Origin of the sequence: Streptomyces sp. NPDC007971, assembly GCF_042958635.1 — a bacterium.
Lineage (GTDB): Bacteria > Actinomycetota > Actinomycetes > Streptomycetales > Streptomycetaceae > Streptomyces.
On record NZ_JBIBJK010000003.1, the window covers coordinates 240,088 to 264,251 of the forward strand.

24 protein-coding genes and 4 pseudogenes are annotated in these 24,164 nt (G+C 71.5%); 15 read left to right on the top strand and 13 right to left on the bottom strand.

Annotation, left to right across the window (positions count from 1 at the left end):
• Positions 1-967 precede the first annotated feature (967 nt).
• Both ACFZCP_RS07850 and ACFZCP_RS07855 read right to left on the bottom strand, forming a co-directional pair.
• A pseudogene (locus tag ACFZCP_RS07850) lies at positions 968-1,797 on the bottom strand (IS5 family transposase).
• Between the two features lie 45 nt (positions 1,798-1,842).
• Positions 1,843-2,184 (bottom strand): STAS domain-containing protein, encoded by a 342-nt coding sequence (locus ACFZCP_RS07855; RefSeq protein WP_362683622.1) that lies wholly within the window; start codon positions 2,182-2,184, stop codon positions 1,843-1,845.
• A 269-nt stretch (positions 2,185-2,453) separates the two neighbouring features.
• Between ACFZCP_RS07855 and ACFZCP_RS07860 the strand changes: the two genes are divergently transcribed.
• From ACFZCP_RS07860 to ACFZCP_RS07875, 4 genes and pseudogenes are all read left to right on the top strand, one after another.
• On the top strand, positions 2,454-3,524 hold the full coding sequence (locus tag ACFZCP_RS07860; protein ID WP_391425086.1) for an alcohol dehydrogenase catalytic domain-containing protein: 1,071 nt from the start codon (positions 2,454-2,456) through the stop codon (positions 3,522-3,524).
• A 243-nt stretch (positions 3,525-3,767) separates the two neighbouring features.
• Positions 3,768-5,486, top strand: a complete 1,719-nt coding sequence (locus ACFZCP_RS07865; protein ID WP_391425495.1) for a GAF domain-containing protein — start codon at positions 3,768-3,770, stop codon at positions 5,484-5,486.
• 129 nt (positions 5,487-5,615) lie between these two features.
• Positions 5,616-6,038: pseudogene (locus ACFZCP_RS07870) on the top strand (cytochrome P450); the annotation flags it as partial.
• 91 nt (positions 6,039-6,129) lie between these two features.
• Entirely contained in the window at positions 6,130-6,321 is a 192-nt protein-coding gene (locus ACFZCP_RS07875) for a hypothetical protein (protein WP_391425497.1), read from the top strand.
• Positions 6,322-6,580: 259 nt separating this feature from the next.
• Here the strand turns inward: ACFZCP_RS07875 and ACFZCP_RS07880 are convergent, their stop codons facing one another.
• A complete protein-coding gene (locus tag ACFZCP_RS07880) occupies positions 6,581-7,168 on the bottom strand; it encodes a TetR family transcriptional regulator (protein WP_391425088.1) in 588 nt (195 codons plus the stop codon).
• A 100-nt stretch (positions 7,169-7,268) separates the two neighbouring features.
• Between ACFZCP_RS07880 and ACFZCP_RS07885 the strand changes: the two genes are divergently transcribed.
• Complete coding sequence (locus ACFZCP_RS07885; RefSeq protein ID WP_391425090.1) at positions 7,269-8,252, top strand: aldo/keto reductase; 984 nt, start codon at positions 7,269-7,271, stop codon at positions 8,250-8,252.
• A 32-nt stretch (positions 8,253-8,284) separates the two neighbouring features.
• Entirely contained in the window at positions 8,285-8,527 is a 243-nt protein-coding gene (locus ACFZCP_RS07890; protein WP_391425093.1) for a hypothetical protein, read from the top strand.
• Here the strand turns inward: ACFZCP_RS07890 and ACFZCP_RS07895 are convergent.
• The 4 genes from ACFZCP_RS07895 to ACFZCP_RS07910 all read right to left on the bottom strand — a co-directional run bounded on the left by ACFZCP_RS07895 (position 8,518) and on the right by ACFZCP_RS07910 (position 11,907).
• The gene (locus ACFZCP_RS07895) at positions 8,518-9,408 is read right to left on the bottom strand and encodes a glycoside hydrolase family 19 protein (protein ID WP_391425095.1); all 891 of its coding nucleotides are present in this window, start codon (positions 9,406-9,408) and stop codon (positions 8,518-8,520) included. The genes ACFZCP_RS07890 and ACFZCP_RS07895 overlap by 10 nt on opposite strands.
• Before the next feature lie 338 nt (positions 9,409-9,746).
• A complete protein-coding gene (locus tag ACFZCP_RS07900; protein ID WP_391425499.1) occupies positions 9,747-10,805 on the bottom strand; it encodes an LLM class flavin-dependent oxidoreductase in 1,059 nt (352 codons plus the stop codon).
• Entirely contained in the window at positions 10,805-11,311 is a 507-nt protein-coding gene (locus ACFZCP_RS07905) for an SRPBCC family protein (protein ID WP_391425096.1), read from the bottom strand. The genes ACFZCP_RS07900 and ACFZCP_RS07905 overlap by 1 nt, the downstream gene beginning before the upstream one ends.
• 95 nt (positions 11,312-11,406) lie before the next feature.
• Positions 11,407-11,907, bottom strand: coding sequence for a helix-turn-helix domain-containing protein (locus tag ACFZCP_RS07910; RefSeq protein ID WP_362683586.1), 501 nt, complete (start codon positions 11,905-11,907; stop codon positions 11,407-11,409).
• Between the two features lie 414 nt (positions 11,908-12,321).
• Here ACFZCP_RS07910 and ACFZCP_RS07915 point away from each other — a divergent pair, with 414 nt between their 5' ends.
• Positions 12,322-13,137, top strand: a complete 816-nt coding sequence (locus tag ACFZCP_RS07915) for a nucleotidyltransferase domain-containing protein (protein WP_362683583.1) — start codon at positions 12,322-12,324, stop codon at positions 13,135-13,137.
• A 116-nt stretch (positions 13,138-13,253) separates the two neighbouring features.
• Here ACFZCP_RS07915 and ACFZCP_RS07920 read toward each other — a convergent pair whose 3' ends face one another.
• Together ACFZCP_RS07920 and ACFZCP_RS07925 are read right to left on the bottom strand one after the other, a co-directional pair.
• Positions 13,254-14,018: an NPP1 family protein gene (locus tag ACFZCP_RS07920; RefSeq protein WP_391425100.1), complete on the bottom strand. Its 765-nt coding sequence runs from the start codon at positions 14,016-14,018 to the stop codon at positions 13,254-13,256.
• Positions 14,019-14,110: 92 nt separating this feature from the next.
• Positions 14,111-14,515 (bottom strand): annotated as a pseudogene (locus ACFZCP_RS07925) (AraC family transcriptional regulator); the annotation flags it as partial.
• A gap of 54 nt (positions 14,516-14,569) precedes the next feature.
• Here ACFZCP_RS07925 and ACFZCP_RS07930 point away from each other — a divergent pair.
• Together ACFZCP_RS07930 and ACFZCP_RS07935 are read left to right on the top strand one after the other, a co-directional pair.
• Positions 14,570-15,449 (top strand): annotated as a pseudogene (locus ACFZCP_RS07930) (MFS transporter); the annotation flags it as partial.
• 243 nt (positions 15,450-15,692) lie between these two features.
• Positions 15,693-16,310 carry an AAA family ATPase gene (locus ACFZCP_RS07935; protein WP_391425502.1) on the top strand — a complete coding sequence of 206 codons (618 nt, stop codon included), beginning with the start codon at positions 15,693-15,695 and terminating at the stop codon, positions 16,308-16,310.
• 72 nt (positions 16,311-16,382) lie between these two features.
• Here the strand turns inward: ACFZCP_RS07935 and ACFZCP_RS07940 are convergent, their stop codons facing one another.
• Entirely contained in the window at positions 16,383-17,015 is a 633-nt protein-coding gene (locus ACFZCP_RS07940) for a PAS domain-containing protein (protein WP_391425102.1), read from the bottom strand.
• A 340-nt stretch (positions 17,016-17,355) separates the two neighbouring features.
• Between ACFZCP_RS07940 and ACFZCP_RS07945 the strand changes: the two genes are divergently transcribed.
• Positions 17,356-18,324, top strand: a complete 969-nt coding sequence (locus ACFZCP_RS07945; protein WP_391425103.1) for a threo-3-hydroxy-L-aspartate ammonia-lyase — start codon at positions 17,356-17,358, stop codon at positions 18,322-18,324.
• Positions 18,325-18,540: 216 nt separating this feature from the next.
• Here the strand turns inward: ACFZCP_RS07945 and ACFZCP_RS07950 are convergent, their stop codons facing one another.
• On the bottom strand, positions 18,541-19,113 hold the full coding sequence (locus ACFZCP_RS07950; protein WP_391425105.1) for a winged helix-turn-helix transcriptional regulator: 573 nt from the start codon (positions 19,111-19,113) through the stop codon (positions 18,541-18,543).
• Between the two features lie 86 nt (positions 19,114-19,199).
• Here ACFZCP_RS07950 and ACFZCP_RS07955 point away from each other — a divergent pair, with 86 nt between their 5' ends.
• The 5 genes from ACFZCP_RS07955 to pqqB all read left to right on the top strand — a co-directional run bounded on the left by ACFZCP_RS07955 (position 19,200) and on the right by pqqB (position 23,296).
• Positions 19,200-19,901, top strand: a complete 702-nt coding sequence (locus ACFZCP_RS07955; protein ID WP_391425107.1) for an SDR family oxidoreductase — start codon at positions 19,200-19,202, stop codon at positions 19,899-19,901.
• A 42-nt stretch (positions 19,902-19,943) separates the two neighbouring features.
• The gene (locus ACFZCP_RS07960; RefSeq protein ID WP_391425108.1) at positions 19,944-20,369 is read left to right on the top strand and encodes a tautomerase family protein; all 426 of its coding nucleotides are present in this window, start codon (positions 19,944-19,946) and stop codon (positions 20,367-20,369) included.
• A 355-nt stretch (positions 20,370-20,724) separates the two neighbouring features.
• Positions 20,725-21,120, top strand: a complete 396-nt coding sequence (locus ACFZCP_RS07965; RefSeq protein WP_362683556.1) for an SseB family protein — start codon at positions 20,725-20,727, stop codon at positions 21,118-21,120.
• Positions 21,121-21,227: 107 nt separating this feature from the next.
• Positions 21,228-22,340, top strand: a complete 1,113-nt coding sequence (locus ACFZCP_RS07970) for a hypothetical protein (protein ID WP_391425110.1) — start codon at positions 21,228-21,230, stop codon at positions 22,338-22,340.
• Positions 22,341-22,399: 59 nt separating this feature from the next.
• Positions 22,400-23,296, top strand: a complete 897-nt coding sequence (gene pqqB, locus ACFZCP_RS07975; RefSeq protein ID WP_391425112.1) for a pyrroloquinoline quinone biosynthesis protein PqqB — start codon at positions 22,400-22,402, stop codon at positions 23,294-23,296.
• Here the strand turns inward: pqqB and ACFZCP_RS07980 are convergent.
• Entirely contained in the window at positions 23,293-23,691 is a 399-nt protein-coding gene (locus ACFZCP_RS07980; protein ID WP_391425114.1) for a MarR family transcriptional regulator, read from the bottom strand. The genes pqqB and ACFZCP_RS07980 overlap by 4 nt on opposite strands.
• Positions 23,692-23,764: 73 nt before the next feature.
• Positions 23,765-24,115 (bottom strand): VOC family protein, encoded by a 351-nt coding sequence (locus ACFZCP_RS07985; RefSeq protein ID WP_362683544.1) that lies wholly within the window; start codon positions 24,113-24,115, stop codon positions 23,765-23,767.
• Positions 24,116-24,164: the final 49 nt, after the last annotated feature.

The window sequence follows — 24,164 nt, forward strand, 5'->3', positions numbered from 1 at the left end:
CGGGGTTCCGTCAATCCAGCCACCATCCCGGTCGCTCCACTGCGACCACCCCGGGAACCGAGAGCCATCGGACAGATAGACCGCCGTGGACAGGTTAGCGTCTGAAGTGGCGGCCAGCGTACGGTCTGAAACGGGGGCTAGGGAGACTGCCAAGAGCACGAGCACGGCCGTGCCCCATGTTCGAAGCTTCAGCATAGGCTCACCTTCCGCGGTAATGCGCGATCTGGGCCATCTGGTAGTAGCCGGAAGGGCCGACGTGCTCGCGGAGCTGACGCATCTGATAGATGAGGTGCGGGATCGGAACACCAGTGGGGTGAGTGGGCGCTCGGGTTGGCCTATCGGATGCGCCCTCTGGTGCCCAGGCCTAGCGCTGGCCACTCTCTCTATGTCTACAAGTAAAAGGCAGGCCGGTCCACCACGCCACAGCAGCAACAGGGGAAGCGGCCACACCCAAGGTGATCAAACCTCTATAGAGGCAGTCTTGAGGTGGTCCTGGGACTCGTAGAAGTTGAGGTGGTGGTCCCCCACCTGAAACCTGCCCTGCGTACGCCTCGGTGTCTTCCCGGACAACCCGTTGACAGGGGACCGCCGTGACCAAGCGGTACCAGAAGAACGTCGAGACGAACCATGGCACCGGGCACGGACCGGTGGTGTTGGGCGGGCGCCGGGTGCCATCAACCGGCCACGGATGCGCGCCATCGACGGCTCGGGTGAGCTGGCGGTGCCCGCCTATGAGCTATTCAACCGCACCGAGATCCTCGCCCCGGATGGTGATGGAGCGCATGCTCGGCGGCCTGTCGACCCGCCGCTACGGCCTGGGTCTGGAGCCGGTGGGCCAGGTGGTCACCGCACGGCGACGAGCAGGTCCGCGGTCTCCCGCAAGTTCGTGGCCATGACGGAAACCCCCCTCAAAGAGAGGGCGACCGCCGACCTGTCCGGCCTGGACCTAGGAGTTTTCGTCAAAGTGTCACGCCCACATCAGGAGCGATGCAAGGGTGACGGCTGCTTGGTAGGACTGGGCGGACTTGTCGTACCTCGTGGCGATGCCACGCCACTGCTTGAGGCGGTTGAAGCACCGTTCCACGACGTTGCGGCGCTTGTAGACCTGCTTGTCGAAGGCCGGCGGGCGGCCTCCAAGACTGCCCCGCCGGGCCCGGTTGGCGATCTGGTCGGCCCGTTCGGGAATGGTGTGGGCGATGCCGCGGCGCCGCAGGCAGGTGCGGATCGCCTTCGAGCTGTAGCCCTTGTCGCCGATGACGTGGCTGGGCCGCACGCGGGGCCTGCCCCGACCGAGCCGGGGCACCCGTATCGCCTCCATCACGGCGGTGAACTGCGTGCAGTCGTTGGTGTTCCCGCCCGTCAGGACGAAGGCCAGCGGGCGGCCGGCTCCGTCGCACGCCAAGTGGATCTTGCTGGTCAGTCCGCCGCAGGACCGGCCGAGCGCCGGGTTGCGGAGCCCCCGTTTCGGGCTCCGGCCGCGTGCTGGTGGGCGCGGACGACGGTGGAGTCGACCGACACCAGCCACTCAATGTCTCCCGCGGCATCCGCCCGCGCCTGCGCGGCCCGGAGCATCCGGTCAAAAGTCCCGTCCGCTGCCCACCTGCGGAAACGGGTATGGAGGCTGGCCCACGGCCCGTATCGCTCGGGCACGTCCCGCCACGCGACCCCGGTCCGGAACTTCCACACGATCCCGTTGAGGACCGTCCGGTCGTCCAGCCGTGGTCGCCCCAGCGCAGGCCGGGGCAGCAACGGCTGCACGAGTTCCCACTCAGCGTCGGACAGTTCATGGCGGCGTATCACCACTCCATGATCCACAATCCAAGATCACTTTGACGACAGAACCTAGGGCAGCCGGGGCTGCACCTCGAAGACGTCCGCGAGGCCGGTGGCGCGCAGCAGCCGCAGCAGGTCCGCGCTGTCGGTGACCAGCCGCAGCCGGCCCTGCCGGGCGAGGGTCCGGTTCCGTGCCCGGCACAGGACGCCCAGTCCGGTGCAGTCGATGAAGTCGACCTGCCGCAGGTCGAGCACCAGGTCGTGCCGCGGCCGGGCGGTGAGCGCGTCGAGCCGGGCGATCAGCGTCTGCGCGACCAGCAGATCGACGTCGCCCTGCAGGGCCACCACCGTCGGTCCGCCGGCCGCACCGTCGGTGGCGGACAGATCCACGCGCGAGCGGTTCTCGGGCATGGCACGATCAAAGCGGGGCCCGGGTGCGCGTGGTAGGGCCGATCGGCCCCCGGAGGAACACGGCCGGGGCGTGCCCGAGCGGGCCCGTGCCCGACGTGCGGGGCTCCCGTCGTCGGGCGAGGGACGACCGGCCCGGGCGGACGCCCATGCGCACCGTGCGGACCGACCGTGCGGGGCAGTCCGGCATCGTGCCGGGGCCCGGCCCGCATCCTTCGCCGTACGTGCCGGAACCCGGGTCCCGCGGCAGACCGAAGAGGGTGAGGAGCGTCATGAAGGGCTTCGTCTTCCACGGTCCCGGGCAGGCGTCCTGGCAGGACGTCCCGGATCCGGCGATCAAGGACCCGGCCGATGCGATCGTGCAGGTCGGTGTCGTGACCATCTGCGGGACGGATCTGCACATCCTCGCGGGTGACGTGCCCGAGGTGCCGCAGGGAACGGTGCTGGGGCACGAGGCCGTCGGCGAGGTCGTCGAGGTCGGCAGCGACGTGCGCAGCGTCCGTCCGGGGGACCGGGTGCTGCTCTCCTGCATCACTTCCTGCGGCCGGTGCCGCTCGTGCCGTGACGGCAGCTACGGCCAGTGCCGGGGCGGCGGGGGCTGGGTCCTCGGCCATCTCATCGACGGCTCCCAGGCCGAGTACGTGCGGGTGCCCTGCGCCGACCTGTCCGTGTATCCCCTTCCCGGTACCGTCAGCGGCGCGGATGCCGTGCTGCTCGCGGACGTCTTCCCGACGTCCTACGAGGTCGGTGTCCTGAACGGGCATGTGCGTCCCGGTGACACGGTGGCCGTCGTGGGTGCCGGTCCGATCGGGCTTGCCGCGATCGTCACGGCGGGTCTGTTCTCGCCGGAGCGGATCATCGCGGTGGATCTGGTGCCTGCCCGGCTGCAGGCGGCCCGGCGGCTGGGAGCGGACGCGGTGGCGGACGTGCGGGAGGAGCCCTGCCAGCTGGTGGACGATCTGACCGGCGGGCTGGGCGCGGACGTGGTGATCGAGGCGGTCGGTGCGGCGGACAGTTTCGAGCTGTGCACCCGGATGGTCCGTCCGGGCGGCCACGTGGCCAACATCGGTGTCCACGGCGGGCCGGCCACGCTGCATCTGGAGGACCTGTGGATCAGGGACGTGACCATCACGACCGGGCTGGTGGACACCTTCTCCACCCCGACGCTGCTGCGGATGGCCGCGGCGGGCCGGCTGCCGACGGGGCAGCTGGTCACCCACACCTTCCCCCTGGCGCAGATGGAAGAGGCCTACGACGTCTTCTCCAAGGCCGCCGAGACCGGCGCCCTCAAGGTGGTCCTCGGCGAGGAGCCGCACGCGGAAGTCGCCGTCCCCGCAGCCTGAGGGGAGCGTCCCGGCCGGGCCGCGCCGGGCGCGGGCGCGGCTCGTTCAACCGGCCCCGGAGGTGAGGGCCACCACCGGACGGATCATCAGCCCCGAGGCGGGGCCGGTCGGTACGGCTCCCGACCGTCGGATGTCGTATACACCGACCTCTCGCACGGGGCGACGTCGAAGGCGGATACCGTGGGAGGGATCCGACCGGACCGGGTCCGCCCCGGGCGGCCCCGAGGAACGTGGTGGTGAGCCCTGACGAACCCCGACGAGCCCCGCCTACGACTGCCGCGGCTCAAGCTCGACGAACTGCTTGAAGAGCTGCAGGCCCGCATCGACGCGGCCAGGGCCACCCAGGGCCGGGTGCACAGTCTGCTGGAGGCGGTGCTCGCCGTCGGCCGGGAACTGGACCTGGAACAGGCCCTGCACGCCATCGTGGACGCGGCCGCGGTCCTCGTGGACGCCGAGTACGCCGCACTCGGCGTCATCGGACCGGACGGCAGACGGCTGTCCGGGTTCCACACGGTGGGCGTCACCGAGGAGGAGATCTCCCGGATCGGCCCGTACCCGGAGGGCCATGGCATCCTCGGCGAGCTGATCCGCCACCCGGAGCCGCTCCGGCTCGCCAAGATCTCCGAGCATCCTGCCTCGTACGGCTTCCCGTCGAACCACCCGCCGATGAGGAGCTTCCTCGGTGTCCCGATCCGGGTGCGCGACCAGGTCTTCGGCAATCTCTACCTGACCGAGAAGCGGGGCGGCGCCGAGTTCGACGAGGAGGACGAGTCGGTGCTGTCCACGCTGGCCGTGGCGGCCGGCGTGGCGATCGACAACGCGCGCCTGTACGAGGACTCGCGGCTGCGCGAGCGCTGGCTGCGGGCGAACGCGGAGATCACGCACAGCCTGATGTCCGGCAGTGAGCGCTCCGAGGCCCTCGGCCTGATCGCCGAACGAGCCCGGGAGATCGCGGGCTCGGCCCTCGCCGCGGTGGCGATGCCCATGGCGGACACCGCGTCGCTCTGCGTGGAGATCGCCGTCGGCGTGGACGCGGAGGCGCACCGGGGGCTGGTGCTGCCCCTGCACGAAAGCCTGATGGGACTGGCGTACTCCGGCGTCGCCCCGGTCGCGAGCGACGACATCACCCACGACACACGGGTCTGCCCGGAGCCCCCGCGCTTCGGCGGGCTCGGCCCTGCCGTCGCCGTTCCCATCGGCACGGGGGAGGGCGGCCCCCGGGGCGTGGTGCTGCTGGCACGCGAGGTCGGCCGGCCGGTCTTCTCGGAGAAGGAGACCGAGATGCTGCGGGGCTTCGCGGCACAGGCGGCGATCGCCATGGAGCTGGCCGAACGCCGGCAGGACGCCGAGCAGATCGCGGTGCTCCAGGACCGGGACCGGATCGCCCGGGACCTGCACGACCTGGCCATTCAGAGACTGTTCGCCACCGGGATGACCCTGCAGAGCGCGGGCCGCTTCATCGAGCATCCCGAGGCCTCGGAGCGGGTGTTGCGGGCCGTCGACGACCTGGACGAGACCATCAAGATCATCAGGTCGACCATCTTCGCGCTGCGGGCCCACGAGGGCGGCGCCGGGAGCGGTCTGCGGGCGCGGGTGGTCCGGGTGGCCGGCGAGACGGCCCCGCTGCTGGGATTCGCGCCCAGCGTGCGCATGGAGGGCCTGGTCGACACCGACGTGCCGCGCGACATCGCCGACCACGCCGTGGCCGTGCTCTCGGAGGCCCTCACCAACGTCGCCCGGCACGCCCACGCCGACCGCGCCCAGGTGGTGCTGACGACCGACGGCCACGAGGTGTCCCTGACCGTCTCGGACAACGGCGTGGGCATCCCGCCCGAAGGCCGCCGCAGCGGTCTGCGCAACATGGCCGAGCGGGCGGAGCAGCTCGGCGGGCGACTCGACGTGAGCGGCCCGGACGGCGGTGGCGCCCGGCTGGAGTGGCGCGTCCCGTTGCCGGCGCAGTAGGGGTACGGCGCCGGGAGCGCCCCTGGCGCACCGGCCGACGGGGTGACCTGGCAGGCCGGGCGCCGGGTGGTCAGGCGGGGCCGCCGCTGCCGTAGGGGGCGTAGAGGTCGAGCAGCGGTCGCGGGAGGCGTGCAGCCGCTGGGCGACCGTGCGGCCGACCCACGCGGCGATGTCCCGGCCGAAGGCGGGGTCGTCGGCGCACATCGTCCGGACGGCCTCGGCGTCGAACTCGCCCACCCGGCGGACGACCTCCTCTCCACGTTGAACGAGCGGGTCAGGGCCGGTGACATCTCCCGGCGTGAGGCGGCCGACATGGGCATGCTGTTGCTGATCGCCGAGCACGAGACGACCGCGAACATGATCGCCCTGGGCATCCTGGCCCTGCTGCAGCATCCGGACCAGCTGGCCCGGGTGCGCGAGAGCGACGAGCCACGGCTGATCGCCTCGGCGGTCGAGGAACTCCTGCGCTACCTCAGCATCGTGCACAGCGGGCGCCGCCGGGTGGCCCTGGAGGACATCGAGATCGGCGGCACGACCATCCGCGCCGGCGACGGCATCGTCCTCGCAAACGACATCGGCAATCGGGACCGACCAGTACGAAACCAGGATCCAGGCGTACGGCATCTTCCCGCCCGGCGCGGACCTGCGGATCCTCTGCGGAACCCCGTCGGACGGCCACTTCGCCGCCGTCTACGGCCACCACGGGAGGGTGGTCGGCGTGCTGGGCTGGAACGCCCCGCGCCAGGTACGCGTGCTGCGCCGGCCGGTCGTCGTGCGCGCGCCGTGGACAGCCTTCACTGCCCGGCCTGCGCTTCGCCCGGCCATCGTCAACTGATCCGCGACCCGGCCCGCTTGCGTATCCGGCTGCGGGCCGGCCCCCTCAGAGAGGGATCTCCGGCCATCCGCGGCCGCTCCTGCCGTGTGGCCGCCCCCCGCCCCGGCCGCCACGCCATCCGCCGGCGTCTCGCGTGCCCCTCATCGGGATTCCACGCTGTCTCGGCGAGGGGCCCGGACAGCCCCGGGAGCCGGAAGCCGCTCCACCGGCCGACGGCAGTCCTTCGCATCCGGCCGGGCGGCGTGCGCCTGCTGCACCGCTACTCGTCCGCGGCCCCCGGCTCGCTGATCCTGCGGGCAGCCTCGACGACGGCCGCGCGATGGACGGCCAGCCGCTGTGCCGGCCAGGACTGCCACGCACCCTCCGTGCCGGCACCCTCGGCGGCCCAGAACCACGCCTGGGCCACGGAGAGGACCATGGTCAGCAGGTCCTCCGGCGCCAGCCCCGGGGCGAGCCCGCCGCGCTCCTGGGCGGCGGCCACCTCGGCCGTCTTGCGGCGGTAGGCGTCCGGTTCGAGTCCGGCGGCGGAGGGGCGTTCCAGAAGCTTCCACAGGCGCAGCCGCATGAGGTCCGGCCGGGCGACGAGATGGTCGAAGATCGCACCCGCGTATCCGGGCAGGTCCTCGACGTCGAACGGCACCGACTCGGCGCCCGCCGTCATCGCCCGGTGCAGCACCTCGTCGAACAGCTGCTCCTTGTTGCCGAAGTAGACGTAGATCAGCCGCTTGTTCACGCCCGCCGTCTCGGCGATCCGGTCCACCCGGGCTCCGGCGATGCCGTAGGCGGCGAATTCGGCGAAGGCGGCGTCGAGCAGCCGTGCCTTGGTTGCGCTGGAGTCCCGTGTCATGTCCGCCACCCTAGCAAGTAACTATCTAGTTATTGACACCGGCCGAGCGCGGGTCTACGGTCATGTACCTATCCAGTTAGTTATGGAAGGAAGCAACCTCGTGGAACACCGCACACTGGGCAGTCAGGGCCTGATCGTCGGAGCTCAGGGCCTCGGCTGCATGGGAATGAGCGCCTTCTACGGCGCCACCGACGAAACCGAGTCCCTGGCCACCGTGGACCGGGCGCTGGAGCTGGGCGTCACCCTGCTGGACACCGCCGAGAGCTACGGCCCGTTCGTCAACGAGCAGCTCCTCGCCAAGGCGCTCGCCGGACGCCGGGACGCCGCCGTCCTCGCCACCAAGACGGGCGTCGAGATCACCGACGACGGCCGCCCGGTCGGCCTCAACGGCACGCCCGCATACGTACGCCGGGCGCTCGAACGCTCTCTGCGGCACCTGGGCACCGACCACGTCGACCTGTACTACCTGCACCGCATCGACCCCGAGGTGCCGATCGAGGAGACCGTCGGTGCGCTGGCCGGGCTGGTCGCCGAGGGCAAGGTGCGCCACATCGGTGTCTGCGAGGCGTCCGCGCAGACGATCCGGCGTGCCCACGCCGTGCACCCGCTCACCGCGGTGCAGACCGAGTACTCGCTCTTCGAGCGCGACATCGAGCACAACGGTGTGCTCGACACCCTGCGGGAGCTGGGGATCGGCCTGGTCGCGTACTCCCCGCTCGGGCGCGGCTTCCTGTCCGGCGCCATCACGAGCCCCGAGGACTTCGCCGAGGACGACTGGCGCCGGACCGACCCACGCTTCCAGGGCGAGAACTTCGACCGCAACCTCGATGTCGTCCGCGAGGTCCGCCGCATCGCCTCCGCCAAGAAGGTCGCCCCCTCCCAGCTGGCGCTCGCCTGGGTCCAGCACCAGGGAGCGGTCCCCATCCCCGGCACCAAGCGCCGGCGCTACCTGGAGGAGAACGTCGCCGCGACCGGGGTGACCCTCACCGCCGAGGACATCGCCGCGATCGAGGCGGTCGCTCCCCACGGCGCGGTCACCGGTGACCGCTACACACCCGAGCTGATGAAGACGCTCAACGGCTGAGAAGCCGCCGCCGCCTTCGTGTCATCCGGGCCGTGCGGGACGCCGCTGCGGGCGCCCGTGTTGCGGCCGCTCTGGAAGCGGAACTTCCCCCGGAGTCCGGCACGTTGACGGTGGCGCATCTCGATCTGGCCGACCGCTCCGCCGTCGGGACATTCGTCGCCGACCGGACGGGGCCGTTGCACATCCTGGTCGGCAACGCCGGCGTCGTCTTCGAGGACTGCGCACAGGCCGAACCGGTGACCGGACGGACCGGCGCGGTCGCCGATCAGCAGTAGAGGCTGTCGCCCGCCGGGGTGCCCAGGATCTGCACGAACCGCTGGTAGGCGTCCACACGGCTCTGCACCTGCGCGGGGTTCTTGCCGTCGCACTCCAGGGAGCCGTTGATGCTGCGGATGGTCTGGCCGAATCCCGCGCTGTTGACCATGGCGTCGTGCGACGTCATCGTGCCGGGCCCCGACTGCGTGTTCCAGTACCAGAGCCCCGTCTTCCAGGCGACGGAGGCGTCGTTCTGGACGAGGTCGGGGTTGTCCAGCAGATCGATGCCGAGCGCGTCGCCCGCCGCCTTGTAGTTGAAGTTCCAGCTGACCTGGAGGGGGCCGCGGCCGTAGTAGGCGGACTGACCGGCCGGGCAGCCGTAGGGCTGGCTCCAGTCGCAGTAGTGCGGGTAGTTGGCGGTGTTCTGTTCCACGACGTAGACCAGCCCGCCGGTCTCGTGGCTGACGTTGGCGAGGAAGGCCGCGGCCTCCTGCTTCCTGACGGTGTCGCTCCCGGTGGTGGCGAAGCCCGGGTAGGCGCTCAGTGCGGACACGAGGCCGTCGTAGGTGTAGAAGGGGTTCCGGTTAGGGAACATCTGGTTGAACTGGGCCTCGCTCACGACGAAGGCGGCCGAGGGGTCGGTCGGGCCGCTGTCACAGGCGTAGGGATCCCAGTACCAGGTGCTGATGGTGGGGTCGTAGCCCGGGTTGTCGTGCTCTGCGACGTAGGCCTTGCCGTCGGTGTGCCGGACGATGTCGCCGGTGACGTAGGACGTGCCGGCCGTCCAGCTCGGGTAGTCGGAGCAGGAGGCGGCGGAAGCCGCTGTGGCCGGCAGCAGCACCGGTGCGGCGGTTGCGACCACGATCGCGGCCAGGCATGCGGAGAGGCGGCGCTTCGACACGGAGTCAACTCCTTTGCGGAGGAGGGCTGCACCGGAGGCAGGCCAGAGCCTTGTGCGCACGTGCCGGCGGGGGCGGTCGCGGCGTCCGGGACAGCTGCGGTGGGGGTGTGGGGCCACACTCAACCGCTTTGGTCTGTACCAGTCAAGGGTGTAGACCAGTCGGATCCGACAACGTTGGCAGACCCCCCGGGGCGACACCCCCGCGGGCAAGGAGCGAGCCCGGGTGCCCCGCAGCGCGCGATGCGCCGCGGAGCCCCCGGGCGTCAGGTGCCGAAGTGCCGCCCGGCGGCCTCGCGGTGACCGGGAATCATGGATGCCGACGGCGGCGAGGCCCGGACTCAGGGCGCGCCGTCGGTGTCCCGCACCAGCTCGATCGCCCGGGCCAGGGTGGCGAGCCGGGCTTCCAGGTTCTCCCCGGCCGGGTAGAGGCGCACGGTGTCGACGCCCGCTGCGCGCCACACCCGGAGCCGCTCGCGCACCATCGTCTCCGTCCCGATCAGCGTCGTACCCAGCACCATCTCGTCGGTCACCAGAGCCGTCGCGCCGTCCCGGTCGCCGGCCTGCCACCGCTCGCGCACCTCGGCGGCGACCTCGGCCCAGCCCTGACGGCTGTAGGCGTTGTTGTAGAAGTTGGTGGACGAGGACCCCATGCCGCCCAGGCTGAAGGCAAGTTCCTTCTTGCGTCCGGCGATCATCGCGGCGAGCGCGTCCTCGTCGGGGGCGAAGGCCACCTCGGCGCCCTGGCAGACGTCGAGGGCGGTGCGGGTGCGGCCACTGCGGGCCAGTCCGTCGTCGAGGTGGGCGAAGTACGCGTCGTCCGCCCCCTCGGGCACGAAGCTGGTGCCCAGCCAGCCGTCGGCGGCCTCGCCGGTCAGCCGGAGCATGGCCGGCGACAGCGCGGCCAGGTAGAGGGGAATGGTGTGCTCGGCCCGCGCGGAGAGCCGCATCGGAACTGCCTCGCCCCCGGGCCGCGGGATGGTGAACTCCGCGCCGGAGTAGGAGAGTTTGCCGCCGTCGAACAGCTGCCGGACGATCTCGACGGTTTCCCGCATACGCCGCAGCGGCCGGGCGAAGGGGACCCCGTGCAGCCCCTCGATCACCTGCGGGCCCGAGGCGCCCAGGCCGAGCAGGAAGCGCCCACCGGACAGGTTGGACAGGGTGATGGCGGTCTGCGCCACGGCGGCCGGGGTGCGCGTGCCCAGTTGCATGACACCGGATCCCAGCAGCATCCGGTCCGTGAGCGCGGCGTAGTAGCCCAGCGCGGAGGGGGCGTCGGAGCCCCATGCCTCGGCGACCCAGCAGACGTCCAGACCCAGTTTCTCCGCCTCGACGACGAAGTCCGCCTGCTGCGTCCAGTTCCCGTCGCCCGACGCCTCGATCGTGGTGGCCGTACGCATCATGCCTCCGCCCGCTTCTTGATCTGCTCCAGGGTCGAGGCGATGCCCCGCTCGAACTCGCGCAGCCGTACGAACACGATCTTCTGCTCCTTGTCCGGCATCGTGTCGATCGCGACGGACAGCCCGGAACGGCCCGGACCCAACTGCATCCACTCCGACAACTCCGTGCCGCCGCCCCGGGACCGAAGACGGAAACGCCAGATCGCCGCCGGAGCGGCGGGGTCCTCCACCGCCCAGGCGAGAACGGCGTCCGGCTCGCACTCGATCACATGCGAGGTCGTCGACCACTCTCCGAACGCCTCGTGCCGGCTGTGGCCGACGAATCGGGCACCCACGGACGGCCCGTCGGCACCGTCGAGCCATTCGACCGACTGGAGCTCCCTGCTCATGGCCGGCATCAGAGCGATGTCGCTCACCACGGCCCACACCCGCTCGGGCGGGGCATCGATCCATGTCCGTCCCTCGACCGTGGGTTTGTCCGCGTACCGCGCGCCCGTCCACTCCACGTCCGCCGGCCTCCTCGCTTCAGGGGATGCGATCACTGCGACCAACAGAGTTGCTTCATGAGACTTAGCTGTCAAGGGGGGCGTCAGGGGTGCGGTCAGTTCGTGCCGAACCGGCGCTGCACATCCGGCCTGCGCTTGAGTCGCTCGGGATAGCCGGGCCCCATCCGCATCGAGGTCTCCTGCACCGCCAGGGGTCTGCGGCAGGCGGAGCACACCACCTCGGGTGTCGTGTCGTGGTCGCAGGCGTCGTGGTGGAACACCACCGGCACGCCCTCCTCGCCCGCCAGCCAGCGGTCGCCCCACCGCGACATCGCGGCCAGCACGGTGAAGAGATCGCGCCCCTTCTCCGTGAGGACGTAGTCGTAGCGGGGCGGTTCGGACTCGTAGAGCCGCTTGTCCAGCACCCCCTCGTCGACCAGGCGGCGCAGTCGGTCGGTGAGGGTGTTGCGCGCGATGCCCAGTTCCTGCTGGAACTCGTCGAAGCGGCGGATGCCGTAGAACGCCTCCCGTACGACGAGAGGCGTCCAGTGGTCGCCCAGCAGATCGAGGGCGCGCGCGATGGAGCACGGCCAGTTGGCGAACGAGGTGCGTTTCATGTCTTCGATGATAGTTAGTCTCGCAAGAAAACTCAGCTGATGAAGAGATGTCAACGCTTCGGGATGACGACGTCGGGACCCGCTTCCCGGCGGGAGGCGCACGAGGACCGTCCCAGTGGCTGGGGGGCGTCCCGGTGGCTGGCGTAGGGCGGCCCCCGCCGGCCCGGGCCGGCTCCTTCTCGGCTGGGCGGCCAGGAGGGCCGTCCAGCCGGGGCGCCGGGGGGTCGGTCCAACTCCGAGCGGTGCCACTCTGGGCCGTCCCCACTCCGAGTCGGTCCAACTCACCCGAGAGTGCGACCGGTTGGAGGCGCCGCTGCGGTGGGCCGCGACATACGCCCGCGGCCGTCGAGCGGGTGAGGCCGGCCGCGCCAAATCCGGTCGCCGGGGGCGGTGCGGTTCTGCAGACTTCGGTGTGTGGACCGTTTGCAGGAGATCGCGGATCGGCTGACCGACGTCGGTGGCATCGTCGGAGTGTGTCTGGGCGGCAGCCGGGCGAGGGGAACACAGCGTCCCGACTCCGATGTCGATCTGGGGCTCTACTACCGGCCGCCGCTGGACACCGCGGCACTGCGCTCCCTGGCGGCCGAGCTGACCGGCGAGGTGGTGGAGGTGACGGAGCCGGGCGGCTGGGGGCCCTGGGTGGACGGCGGGGCGTGGCTGACCGTGGACGGCGACCACGTCGACTGGATCTACCGCGATCTCGACCGGGTGCACGAGACCTGGCGGCAGTGCCGGGAGGGCCGCTTCGAGATCGGGATGCAGGCCGGCCACCCGCTGGGCGTGTACTCGCACGCCTATGCGGGTGAGGTCGCTCTCGGACGGGTGTTGGCCGATCCCGGTGGCGAACTGCGGGCCCTGCAGCAGGAGACCCGTCGCTATCCGGAGCCGCTCCGCGAAGCGCTGGTCGCACAGGCCCGCTGGGAGGCGCCCTTCATCCTGGCCTGCGCCCGCAAGGGAGCGGCGCGCGGGGACGCCTTCTACGTCGCCGGCTGCCTCTTCCGGGCGGTCGGGCTGCTGGTGCACGCCCTGCATGCCCGGGCCCGCTGCTGGGTCGTGAACGAGAAGGGGGCCGTCCGGGCGGCGGGCGCGCTGCCCGGTGCTCCGGCGGACTTCGCCGCACGGGCACACGGGTTGTTCGCCCTCCCCGGGACCGACCCGGACGGCCTCACCGCCGCGCTCGACGCCGCCGACGGTCTGGTCGCCGAGGTCTGCGGGGCCTGCGCCCCCTGACACCGGGACCGGAAGGGAGGCCGCGTGGCGCGGCGAAGGCGCGCGACGGGACGTCAGGCGTTCGGGTCGAACCGGCAGGGTGGCCGCCTGGCGTGGTCGAGGCGCGCGGCGGGACGTCAGGCGTTCGGGTCGAAGGGGATCCCGGAGGGCATCGAGTGCGTGAGTGCGTACGCGAAATCGCCGTCCTTGATCTTGATGGTGGCGGCGCCGAAGTCGGCGTTCACGAGCTTGTCGCGGTAGCCGGCGGGATAGCCGTTCCAGCCCACCAGGCGGGGGTAGAACCAGCCGCCGGTCACATTCTCCGCAGGCTCGTCGTTGGTGTTGGCGAACCGGAAGTCGTGGGTGGAGACTCCGTCCTTGTGGTAGACGATCTTCGGGTGGGTGCCGTCGAAGCGGACCGAGGAGCGGGCGGCCACCTGGTAGCCGGTGTGCTGGGACACCGAGACGTACTGGACCTCGTTGGTGTCGATCCACACCACGACGTGCTCCCAGTCATGGGTGTGGCCGATGGCCGCGGGGCCGAGTGTCGCCTGGTCCTTCTCGAAGTAGCTGGCGTACATCACGGCGCACCAGCCGTTGTTGCACTTCTCCCGTGAGTAGGTGTTGGCGTTGGCCAACTGGGCGTAGTCGTGGCAGTGGCCGTTGACGTCGCCGCCGAGTTTCAGGCCGGGGTTGAGGGTGCCGTCGGCCCCGATGGCCGCCGTGGCGTAGCAGCCGTCACCGTCGTAGTCGTAGGCGGGGGAGAAGGTCTGTTCCAGGCCGTCGGCGTTCTGCGGCAGCAACTGCAGGACGGCGGCGTCGGCGTGGGCCGGGAGCGCCACGACGAGGGCCAGTGCGCCCAGGACGGCCGCCAGCTTGGTGGTGGACAACGGGTTGCGCATGTCGGCTCCTCTCTCCGGGGGGAACCTAGAGGCCCGGGCACACTTTCGTCAACTAATGAAGTAAGGTGCCGGAGAGGTGAGTTACCGGCTCCCGGCCCGTTTCGGAGCTGGTCGAGCAGTACCGCACGCAGGCGCGCCCGCTCGGGGCTGCCGTTGTCGGGGGTGGCGGTGTGGGCGGCGATCAGTTCGCGCAGCAAAGGGCCCACAGCGAGCACGGTCGGTGTGTCCAGGCCGAGCGGGTTCTCGGTCGCGGGCAGTCCCCCCAGATGGAGTTCGAGCCGGCCATGGGCCTGGTGGGCGTACACGGTGCCGGCGGGCACCCGGATGGCACGGTCGCCCGGGGCGACCCAGGAACCCGCGTCGGTCGTGACGGTCAGCACCCCCCGGCCGGCGTGGACGATCTGGTGGTCGTCATGGCGATGGGCGTCGATAGCGGCGCCCGGCGGCAGCCGGCGGATGTGGGTCGGGGCGATCGCCTGATGGCGGATATGCGGCATCAGTTGGCACTTCATCGGAAGCGTGACACGGCCACGGCTCCCGACCATGACGAGGTGCGAACAAATGCATCGATCACTCTGCTGTCCGTCGGACATGCCTGCGTCGACGTCTACCAGGGCGCGGTGGCCTCCCTCGTCCCGTCCTTCGTCGCCGAGCGCGCCTACGGCTACGCTGTCGCCTCGGGGATCGTCCTGGCCGCCTCTCTGCTCTCATCCGTGGCTCAACCGCTGTTCGGTGCCCTCACCGACCGCTGGCCGATGCCCTGGCAGCTCCCGGTCAGCACGCTGCTGAGCGGCGCGGGCATCGCCCTGAGCGGGCTGAGCGGCTCCTACGGGATCAACTCTGCTGTTCGTGGCGGTGTCGGGGGTCGGCGTGGCCGCCTACCATCCCGAGTCCGCACGCGTCGCCCGCCTCGCCGGGCGGGGCAGCCACATCGCCATGAGCTGGTTCTCGCTGGGCGGCAACGTCGGCTTCGCGCTGGCCCCGCCGCTGGTGGCCGCCGTGAGGGCCGGCGGCGGACTGCGGCTGACGCCGCTGCTCGTGCTGCCGGCGCTCGCCCGAGCGCGCACTGTGCCTGCCGGTCCTGCGCGCGCTCCGGGCGGCGCCCCGGCGTGGTGTTCGTACCGGGGCCGGCCCTGTACGTGTGCGCGGCGCTGACCTCGGCCGGCCTGTACGTGCCGTTCTCCCTCCAGGTCACGCTCGGCCAGGACTACCTCCACTCGCGGTTCGGCACGGCCGGCGGCATCACCCTTCGGTCCCGCCGTCAGCGTCGGCGGCCTGGTGAGCCCTCTCCTCGGCCACGTCGCCGACGCGACCTCCCTGCGGACCGCGCTGGCGCCGCTGATCCTGATGCCCGTGCTGAGCTGGTTGCTGTTCCGCACCCTGCCCGAACCGGCTACGGACGGCGAGGTCGCGGCGCCGTTGGCCGCAGCGATCAGCGTGCTGGGCTTCTGCATCCGGGTCGGCCCGACGGCGGACGCTCGGAGCCGCTCGGTCGGGCCGTGTCCAGGGGCCGGAGTTCGGGCGTGCGGATGTCCGGCGCTCAGCCGCGCGGCCACCGGCGTCCAGCCTCACAACTGCCCAAGCAGGGCCAAGAGTTCGGCAGGGCCCCGCCGTGCGACGATCGCGGAACCTGCACAGGCCGCCCAGGACCCCTGCGGGCGAAAGGATCACGCAATGGCGACCGAAATGACCACACCAACCGCCGACCCGGATGACGCACGGATCCCCGACACCGCCGCCGGCGGCACGGTCATCCTGCTGAACGGCACGTCCAGTTCGGGCAAGTCGAGCATGGCCCAGGCGCTCCTCGAAGTGCTCGACGGCACCTGGTTCCACATGCCCGTCGACGCCTTTCACGCCATGCGCTGCGACCACCCCATCGCCGACGAGGACCTCCAGGCCGAGATCGACCGTACCGCCAAGGGGTTCCACCGCGCGGTCGCCGGCATGGCCGCCGCCGGCAACAACCTCGTCGTGGACCATCCGCTCAGCCGCCGCTGGCGGCTGCTGGACCTCCTCGATCTGCTCGTGCCCGACGACACGGTCCTGGTCGCCGTCCGCTGCCCGCTGCCCGAACTGGAACGCCGGGAGCGCGAGCGGGGCGACCGGCAGCCGGGGCTGGCCGCCCTGCAGTACGGCCAGGTGCACGCCCACGGGCCGCACGACCTCGACCTGGACACCAGTCTGCTGTCGCCGCAGGAAAGCGCCCTCCGCATCCGGGACTTCCTGCCGGACCGGCCGCGGCCCACCGCCTTCGCGAGGCTTCGGCGCACGGTCGGGAACCAGGACTGACCCGCCCCGGCCCGACATCTGGTCGGGCGTCGGGACGGGCTGCGCGTCGCGGGTGTGAGGGCCTGCGCCCGGTCAGCCGGCTGCGCCCGTGGTCCGGGCTGCCGCCAGGTAGTTGTAGGCCGAGGCCCGTGAGATGCCGAGGCGGGCGGCGACCTGCTGGACCGCACCGCGTACGGCGAACACGCCACGCCGGTCCAGATCGCGGAACAGGTCCAGCCGCTCGGCGCGGCCGAGATGCGTCCACGCCTTGGTGCTGCTCAGCCGGCGGGCGTCCACGATGGAGTCGACGACCGCACCGACGTCGTCGCCGAAGGTGGTGGTCGGCAGGCCCGCCGGGGCTCCGCCGATTCCTGCCAATTCCCCGACCAGGGCGTGCACTTGTCTGATCGCCGTGACGTCGAGATTGACGCACAGGGCGCCGAACACCGCGCCGGTCGAATCACGCAGCGGCATCGTGGAGGACTTCACCAGCTTTCCGTCCTGGGTGCGCGTGAGGTAGTTGAGTTCGTCGCGCGCCTCGTCCCCGAGCGCCAGGAGTTTCATACCGATCTCGCTCATGGATCCGCCGACTCCACGTCCGGTGACCGATCCCGCGAGGGCCACGACGGAGTGCTCCGGGCGGCGGAAATCGTGGATCACCACCTCGCAGCAGGCCCCGAAGGTGGCGGCGATCCCGTCGATCACCGGCGTGAGAGCGGCGATCACCGCGTCCTGTTCCTCGGCAGCCCCGCCGATCCGGCGCCGCGCATGCACCGCTGCCCGTGCGTCCGACCCTGCCCGCCTGTCCGGCCCTTCCCCCGTGTCGGCCGCTGGCCGCGCGTCCGAGTCTGTCCCTGTGTCCGCCCCCGTGCCCGCCCCTGCCCGTGCGCCCGTCATCCGCTCGTCTCCGCTCCAACCAGGGGGTATGGACTTCCTGTCCAGATGTTAGACAATGATTCTAGACGAGTGACCGGATTCCAGAAGCGGTTCCCGGTGGTCCCGCGACTGGCAGACCCACAGGCAGGTCCGCGCAGGTGGCCGACCGTGCCCAGAACGGAGGACGTACATGCCCCACAGCCAGCCCGTCACGCTCCAGGACGTCCGGGAGGCCGCACAGCGCATCGGGGGAGTCGCTCACCGCACTCCCGTCCTGCGTTCACGCACGCTCGACGACCTCGTCGGCGCCGAGGTCCACATCAAGTGCGAGAACCTCCAGCGCGTAGGCGCGTTCAAGTTCCGCGGCGCCTACAACGCCGTCTCCCGGCTGTCCGCCGAGCAGCTGGCCAAGGGGATCGCCGCCTACTCCTCGGGCAACCACGCGCAGGCCGTCGCCCTCGCCGCCCGTGAACTGGGCACCACCGCCGTGATCGTGATGCCGGAGGACACCCCGCGGTCCAAGCTGGAGGCCACCGCCGGGTACGGCGCAGAGATCGTCACCTACGACCGCTACACGGGCGACCGGGAGGCGATCGGCGAAGCGCTCGCCGCCGACCGGGGCCTTGCCCTCGTGCCCCCGTACGAGCACCCGCACATCATCGCGGGGCAGGGCACGGCCGCCCTGGAACTCATCGAGGAGACGGGTGAGTTGGACGCCCTGGTGGTACCTGTCGGCGGCGGCGGGCTGATCGCCGGCAGCGCGGTGGCCGCCAAGGGGCTGCTGCCGGACATCCGGGTCATCGGAGTCGAACCGGAGGCCGGCGACGACACCAAGCGGTCCCTGGAGTCGGGCCACCGGGTCGCCGTCCCGGTGCCGCGCACCATCGCCGACGGGCAGGCCGCCGACATCCCCGGCGAACTCACCTTCTCCCTCAACAGGCATCTGCTGGACGGCATTTCACTGGTCAGCGACGAGCAGATCCGGGACGCGATGCGGTTCGCCTTCGAGCGTCTGAAGACGGTGGTGGAACCGAGCGGCGCCAGCGCGCTGGCCGCCCTCCTGGCCCACCGGGTCGATCAGCTCCCGCGCCGGGTCGGCGTCATCCTGTCCGGCGGCAACGTGAGCGCCGAGCGGTTCGCGGAGCTGCTCAGGGGCTGAAGCTCCGGGGCGCAGGGGGTGCGGGGCGCAGGGGGTGAGGGGAAGGCGCACGGCGGGGGAGGGGCCTGCCCTGCGCCCGTCCCCGCCCACCCGGGCGCCCGGAGTTCCTCGTCGCCCCTTACGTACTGCCCGTACCGCCCGTACCGCCCTGACCCACTGGGCCGTGATCTGCTCGACGCGGGCAGGCAGCCTGGCGGGGGCGGCGAACGACGAGCCTCACTCGGACCCGCGCTCGGCATGCTCGGGGGAGCGGCGGCTCTCGGAATCATGGCGTTCCCGGGTGCCGCCGACCGCAGCCGCCAGCGGTGCCCGGCAGGCGGGGTGCAGCCGGATCTCGATGTCGTCGGACGGCGTCTGCGGCGCCGGGTCGGCGCTCACCCGGACCCGTATCGGACGCCCGGTGTCCGCCTCGACGAACGACAGGGGCGGGCGGCCTTCCTGCAGATGGGCATCGCCCCACTGCATCAGTGACAGGAGCACCGGCAGCAGCTCCTCGCCGGCCTTGGTCAGCCGGTACTCGTCCCGGGCCCGGCTCCCGGGCTTCTGGTAGGGAACGGGCGCGACGATCTGCGCGGCCTTCAGCTGGGCGAGTGCCCGCGACACCGCGGGTGCCGAGGCCCCGATCCGTGCCACGAAGTCGTCGAACCGGGTCGTGCCGTAGAAGCACTCGCGGATCACCAGGAAGGCCGTCTTGGTGCTGAGCAGGTCCAGCACCCGCCCCGCCGAGCATTCGTCGCCGATCGGCCAGGGGTCCCGGTCGCGCAGCCGTTCCTCGAAGTTCATCGCCATCCCACCAGTGTAACTAACGCTTGCGTTATCCAGGGCGGCGTGATTCCATCTAACTAACGAGCACGTTATCCAGATGGGAGGAAGCCATGGTTGCGGTGGCAGGCAAGGTGGTCATGGTGACCGGGGGCCGGCGGGGACTCGGCGCGGCGCTGGTGGACGAGCTGCTGGCACGCGGGGCGCGAAAGGTGTACTCGACCGCACGCGGGGCGTACACCGACGGCCGGCCGCAGGTGGTCACCGCCGAGCTGGAGGTCCGCTCGACGGAATCGGTCGCCGCCCTCGCGGAGGCCGCCGGCGACGTCGACATCGTGTTCAACAACGCCGGGATCCTGCTCCCGGCTCCGCTGCTGACGGGCGACTTCGAGGACGCCACCACGACGTTCGACGTCAACGTCTTCGGGCTGCTGCGGGTGGCACGGGCGTTCGCGCCGATCCTGGCCGCGAACGGCGGGGGCGCGCTGGTGAACATGCACTCCGTGCTGTCCTGGCTGGCCGGCAGCGGCGCCTACGGGGCGTCCAAGGCGGCCGCGTGGTCCGTCACCAACTCGCTCCGGGTCGAACTGGCAAGTCAGAAGACCCAGGTCGTCGGCGTACACGCAGGGTTCATCGACACCGAGATGGTCTCCGCCCTGGATCTGCCGAAGGCGACGCCGGGCGAGGTGGCCGCGCGGATCGTGGACGGCCTGGAGGCCGGGGTCACGGAGGTGCTCACCGACGACGTCACCGTCGCCACCAAGGCGGCGCTGTCCGGCCCCGTGGAGGGCCTGACCTTCCCGACCGCCCACTGACATCCCGTCCGACGCCCGGCCAGACCAAGGAGTACCGCCGTCATGCCCCTGTGGACCATTCACCACACGCCCGGAATCTTCAGCGACGAGGAAAAGCGCCGGCTCGCCTCCCGCATCACCGACCACTACGAGAAGATCGGGCTGCCCCGGTTCTACGTGGTCACGCTGTTTCACGAGACCCGGCCCGAGGACATGTACGTCGGTGGGGAGCCCACCCCGGCCGGGGTCCGCATCACCATCGACCACATCGCCCGCCACAACCCCGACCAGGAGAGCCGGCGCCGGACGGCCCAGTGGGTCAAGGCCATTCTGAAGCCCCACCTCGAAGGGAACGCCGGGCTGCACTGGGAGTTCAGTGTCGACGAGACCAGCGAGGACCTCTGGATGATCAACGGGCTCGTACCGCCGCCGGGAGGCTCCGACACCGAGAAGCTCTGGGCCGAGAACAACGCGACCTCCCCCTATTAGTCGCGCCGCCGGTACCGCGTTCCCGTGCAGGTCGGCGAGGGCGGCACACCGCGGAGGACCCGAGGCGCCGCCGGAGCCGACGGACGATGCCGCCGGCCGCGCGGCCGGAACCGACATCGTCCGCGCTTCCGTGAATCCGTCCGTGAATCCGTCCGTGCGGACCTCACCGTGCGCGAGAGCGACGACCGCGTACGGGCGGGCCGCACCATCCTCCGACTGCGGGCCGGCTCCCCCCCGAACCGCCCTGCGCCGGGTTCGGCCGAACACGCATGCCCGGGGCCCCGAGGGGTACGCGAGGCGGGAGCACGCCGGGCGCCCGCCCGGCCGTACGACCGCCGCTACCTGGGGATCTGCCATGGAGACACCCGCTTACGACGACCTTCCGACGCCCGCCCAGCAAGCGCTCGACGCGCTGGCCGTGAACACCGAGGACCAGGCGGCCCTGGACACCCTCGCCCACAGCGACGTACTCGTCCCGGTGCCGGACGACGCCGTGGACGGCGCCGACTCCTCGACGGTCGCCCTGCCGGTCCTCGAACAGGCCGGCGGCGAACCGGTCGTCCCCGTCTTCACCTCGGAGGGGACGATGGCCGAGCTGCTCCCGTTCGTCTCCCGCTACCGCCTGATACCGCTCGGTGCCCTCGCCTCGCAGTGGCCCGAGGACGAGGGCCTTTCCCTGGCGATAGACGGCAACTCGTCCCACGGTCTGACACTGACCTCGCAGGGCGTGCGCACGCTGCTGGCCAGGTGAGCCGAGGGCGGACCGGCGCACGCGAGGCACAGCCCACGGCGAGCCACAGCGCACCGACAGCCGTCCACGAATCCCGGGCCCCGCCCCTCCGGCGTCAAAATACCCCCATGCAATGGATCTCCGGCGTGGCAGGCGGACTGGTACTGGTGCTGGTCCTGAGCAGCATCCTCCGCACCCTCGTGGTACCCCGAGGCCTCTACTCCGCGCTGGTGTTCCGCCTGTGGTGGCTGCTGCGCAGACTCCTCAGGCTCACCACCCTGGGCGGCGGCTACAAGGCCATCGACCGCGCCCAGACCTGGCTCGCCCCGCTGATGCTGATCGGCATGCTCGCCAGCTGGCTCGGCGGTGCCCTGCTCGGCTTCGGACTGCTGCTGTACGCGGCGTCCCCGCTGTCCTGGGCCACCGCCTTCCGCGAGGCGGGCTCCAGCCTGTTCACGCTCGGATTCGCCAGCGGCGCCCGGCTGAACCTGTCGGTGCTGGACTTCCTCGCCGCGGCCACCGGCCCCGTCCTGATCGCCCTGCAGATCGCCTATCTGCCCACCCTCTACGGCGCCTACAACCGCCGCGAGCTGGAGGTCACCATGCTCCAGGCCCGGGCGGGCGAGCCCGCCTGGGGACCGGAGATCCTCGCCCGGCAGTGGCTGGTCGACACCGAGACCGCGCTGCCCGAGCTCTACCGCGCCTGGGAACGCCTCGCCTCGGACATGGGCGAGAGCCATTCCACGTATCCCATCCTGCTGACCTTCCGCTCGCCCCGCCCGCACCGCAGCTGGCTGGTCGGGCTCATCGCGGTCATGGACGCCGCCGCCCTGCAACTCGCGCTCGCCCCCCGGCTCGCGCCGCCGGAGGCCCGGCTGGTGCTGCGCGCCGGATTCACCGCCCTGCGGGACATCGCCCGCGCGCTGCGCATCCCCTTCGACGCGGACCCGTCGCCCGGCAGTCCGATCGAGCTGGCCTTCGCCGAGTTCGACGACGCGGTGGCCATGCTGGGGGCGGCCGGCTTCCGGGCGGAGGTGACCCCGAAGGAGGCCTGGCCGCACTTCCAGGGCTGGCGGGTCAACTACGAGGCGGTCGCCTACGAGCTGTGCCGCCGCTGCGACGCGGTGCCCGGCCTGTGGACCGGGCCCCGTGACTTCCCCGGCGGACCCATCGCACCGGCCCGCCCGGTGGACCGGCAGCCCGGCGCAGGACGGCCGGAACTGCCCCCCGTCCCCGAGTAGTCACCCTGCCTTCCGGCGGGAAGATCCCAGCGAGAGGTCCGGTGCGTGCGAAGGAGCCGATGATCGTGAGGGTCGTCCTGCTGGGCACCGCCGCCGGAGGCGGCTTCCCGCAGTGGAACTGCGCCTGTGCGCTGTGTGCAGGCGCCCGGGACGGCAAACTGCCGGCCCGCACCCAGGAATGCGCCGCCGTCACCGGCAACGGGCGCGACTGGTGGCTGCTCAACGCCTCGCCCGACCTGCGCACCCAGCTCACCGCCACCCCGGCCCTCTGGCCCGGCCCCGGCCCCCGGGACACCCCGCTGCGCGGTGTGCTGCTCACCGACGCGGAGGCCGACCATGTCACCGGCCTCACCGAGCTGCGCGGAGCGGCGGACCTGAAGGTCTACGCGGCCCCGCCCGTGAGTGCCGTGCTCGCGCCCGTCCGCGCCGCACTGGACCGCTACGCCTCCTGGGGGTGGGCCGACAGTCTGGCCAGCGGCGGCTTCGTGCTGGCCGGCGGACTCGTCGTCACGGCCCATCCCGTGGGCACCAAGATCCCGAAGTACGTCCGGGCGCCGACACCGCCGCCCGAGGCCCCGTGGGTGACGGCGTACCGCGTCGAGGACCTGGCCAGCGGGGGAGTGCTGGTGTACGCACCCTGCGTAGGCGTCTGGAGTCCCGCTCTGGACGACCTGTGTGCGTCGGCCGACTGCGTGCTCCTGGACGGCACCTTCTTCGCCGCCGACGAGATGGGCACGGCGGTACGCGGCGGTGCCGGGCAGGCGGCGATGGGCCACCTGCCGGTCACGGGCCCCCGCGGCTCATTGGAGGCGCTCGCCCGCCACCCCGGACCGCGCCGGATCTACACCCACCTCAACAACACCAACCCGCTGCTCGACCCGGCCTCACCGGCCCGCGCGCGGGTGGCCGAACAGGGCGTGGAAGTCCTTCCGGACGGGGCGGAGCTGGTGCTCTAACCTGCCTGCGCAGGCAGCATGCGCTCCAGCACCGCCCGCTGCAGCGGCAGTACCTCGGCGTGCAGATCCCGGCCCCTCTGGGTGAGAGCGACCCACACACCGCGCCGGTCCTCCGCGCACACCGAGCGCTCGACCAGGCCTTCCTTCTCCAGCCGGCCGATCAGCCGGGACAGCGCGCTCTGGCTGAGATGAACCCGTCCGACCAGGTTCTGCACCCGGCAGTGGTCGCCCTGCGCGGGCGACTCGGTGGCCAGGAGATCCAGCACCTCGAAGTCGCTGGCGCCCAGTCCGTGCGGGTGCAGGACGCGGTCGATCTCGCACATCGTGTGCGCGTGCACCGAAAGGATGTCCCGCCAGCGTTCTTCGAGCCGGCTGTCGGCCGTCGTGACTGCCATACCGGCACCGTAGCACCGATCCAGCCAGTCGTTGAGTATGCAACTAGTTTGGTTGCATCAAGGGTCCGGGGGCTCAGGCGACGGGGTCCTGGAGGAGCCCCACCAGGTTGCCGTCGGCGTCCTTCACCGAGGCGACCAGCCTGCCGTTGCCGACGTCCCGCACGTCCTGGAGCAGTTCCGCACCCGCGGCCAGCAGGGCCGCGAGCCGCTCCCGCAGATCGGTGACGTGCCAGAACGGCACCGGCCCGGTCAGGCCCTGGGCATGCCCGTTCGGGTCGAGGCCGACGTCCTGCCCGGCGGCCTTGAAGCCGATGTAGTAGGGCTCGTCGGCGTACGGCTCGACGCCCAGCAGGGCGGTGAACAGGGCCTTGGCCCGCTCCGCGTCCTTGACGGGGTAGATGATCGTCTGCAGGCCGGCGGTCATGGGACTCACTCCTTCTGAGCTGCGTGTCCCGACGGGATGTCGTCGGTGC

Excerpts from the sequence above, each read along its gene's own strand:
- ACFZCP_RS07855 (WP_362683622.1), bottom strand. The coding sequence starts at position 2,184 with ATGCCCGAGAACCGCTCGCGCGTGGATCTGTCCGCCACCGACGGTGCG.
- ACFZCP_RS07860 (WP_391425086.1), top strand. The coding sequence starts at position 2,454 with ATGAAGGGCTTCGTCTTCCACGGTCCCGGGCAGGCGTCCTGGCAGGAC.
- ACFZCP_RS07880 (WP_391425088.1), bottom strand. The coding sequence starts at position 7,168 with ATGACACGGGACTCCAGCGCAACCAAGGCACGGCTGCTCGACGCCGCC.
- ACFZCP_RS07900 (WP_391425499.1), bottom strand. The coding sequence starts at position 10,805 with ATGCGTACGGCCACCACGATCGAGGCGTCGGGCGACGGGAACTGGACG.
- ACFZCP_RS07910 (WP_362683586.1), bottom strand. The coding sequence starts at position 11,907 with ATGAAACGCACCTCGTTCGCCAACTGGCCGTGCTCCATCGCGCGCGCC.
- ACFZCP_RS07920 (WP_391425100.1), bottom strand. The coding sequence starts at position 14,018 with ATGCGCAACCCGTTGTCCACCACCAAGCTGGCGGCCGTCCTGGGCGCA.
- ACFZCP_RS07935 (WP_391425502.1), top strand. The coding sequence starts at position 15,693 with ATGGCGACCGAAATGACCACACCAACCGCCGACCCGGATGACGCACGG.
- ACFZCP_RS07945 (WP_391425103.1), top strand. The coding sequence starts at position 17,356 with ATGCCCCACAGCCAGCCCGTCACGCTCCAGGACGTCCGGGAGGCCGCA.
- ACFZCP_RS07950 (WP_391425105.1), bottom strand. The coding sequence starts at position 19,113 with ATGGCGATGAACTTCGAGGAACGGCTGCGCGACCGGGACCCCTGGCCG.
- ACFZCP_RS07955 (WP_391425107.1), top strand. The coding sequence starts at position 19,200 with ATGGTTGCGGTGGCAGGCAAGGTGGTCATGGTGACCGGGGGCCGGCGG.
- ACFZCP_RS07960 (WP_391425108.1), top strand. The coding sequence starts at position 19,944 with ATGCCCCTGTGGACCATTCACCACACGCCCGGAATCTTCAGCGACGAG.
- ACFZCP_RS07965 (WP_362683556.1), top strand. The coding sequence starts at position 20,725 with ATGGAGACACCCGCTTACGACGACCTTCCGACGCCCGCCCAGCAAGCG.
- ACFZCP_RS07970 (WP_391425110.1), top strand. The coding sequence starts at position 21,228 with ATGCAATGGATCTCCGGCGTGGCAGGCGGACTGGTACTGGTGCTGGTC.
- pqqB (WP_391425112.1), top strand. The coding sequence starts at position 22,400 with ATGATCGTGAGGGTCGTCCTGCTGGGCACCGCCGCCGGAGGCGGCTTC.
- ACFZCP_RS07980 (WP_391425114.1), bottom strand. The coding sequence starts at position 23,691 with ATGGCAGTCACGACGGCCGACAGCCGGCTCGAAGAACGCTGGCGGGAC.
- ACFZCP_RS07985 (WP_362683544.1), bottom strand. The coding sequence starts at position 24,115 with ATGACCGCCGGCCTGCAGACGATCATCTACCCCGTCAAGGACGCGGAG.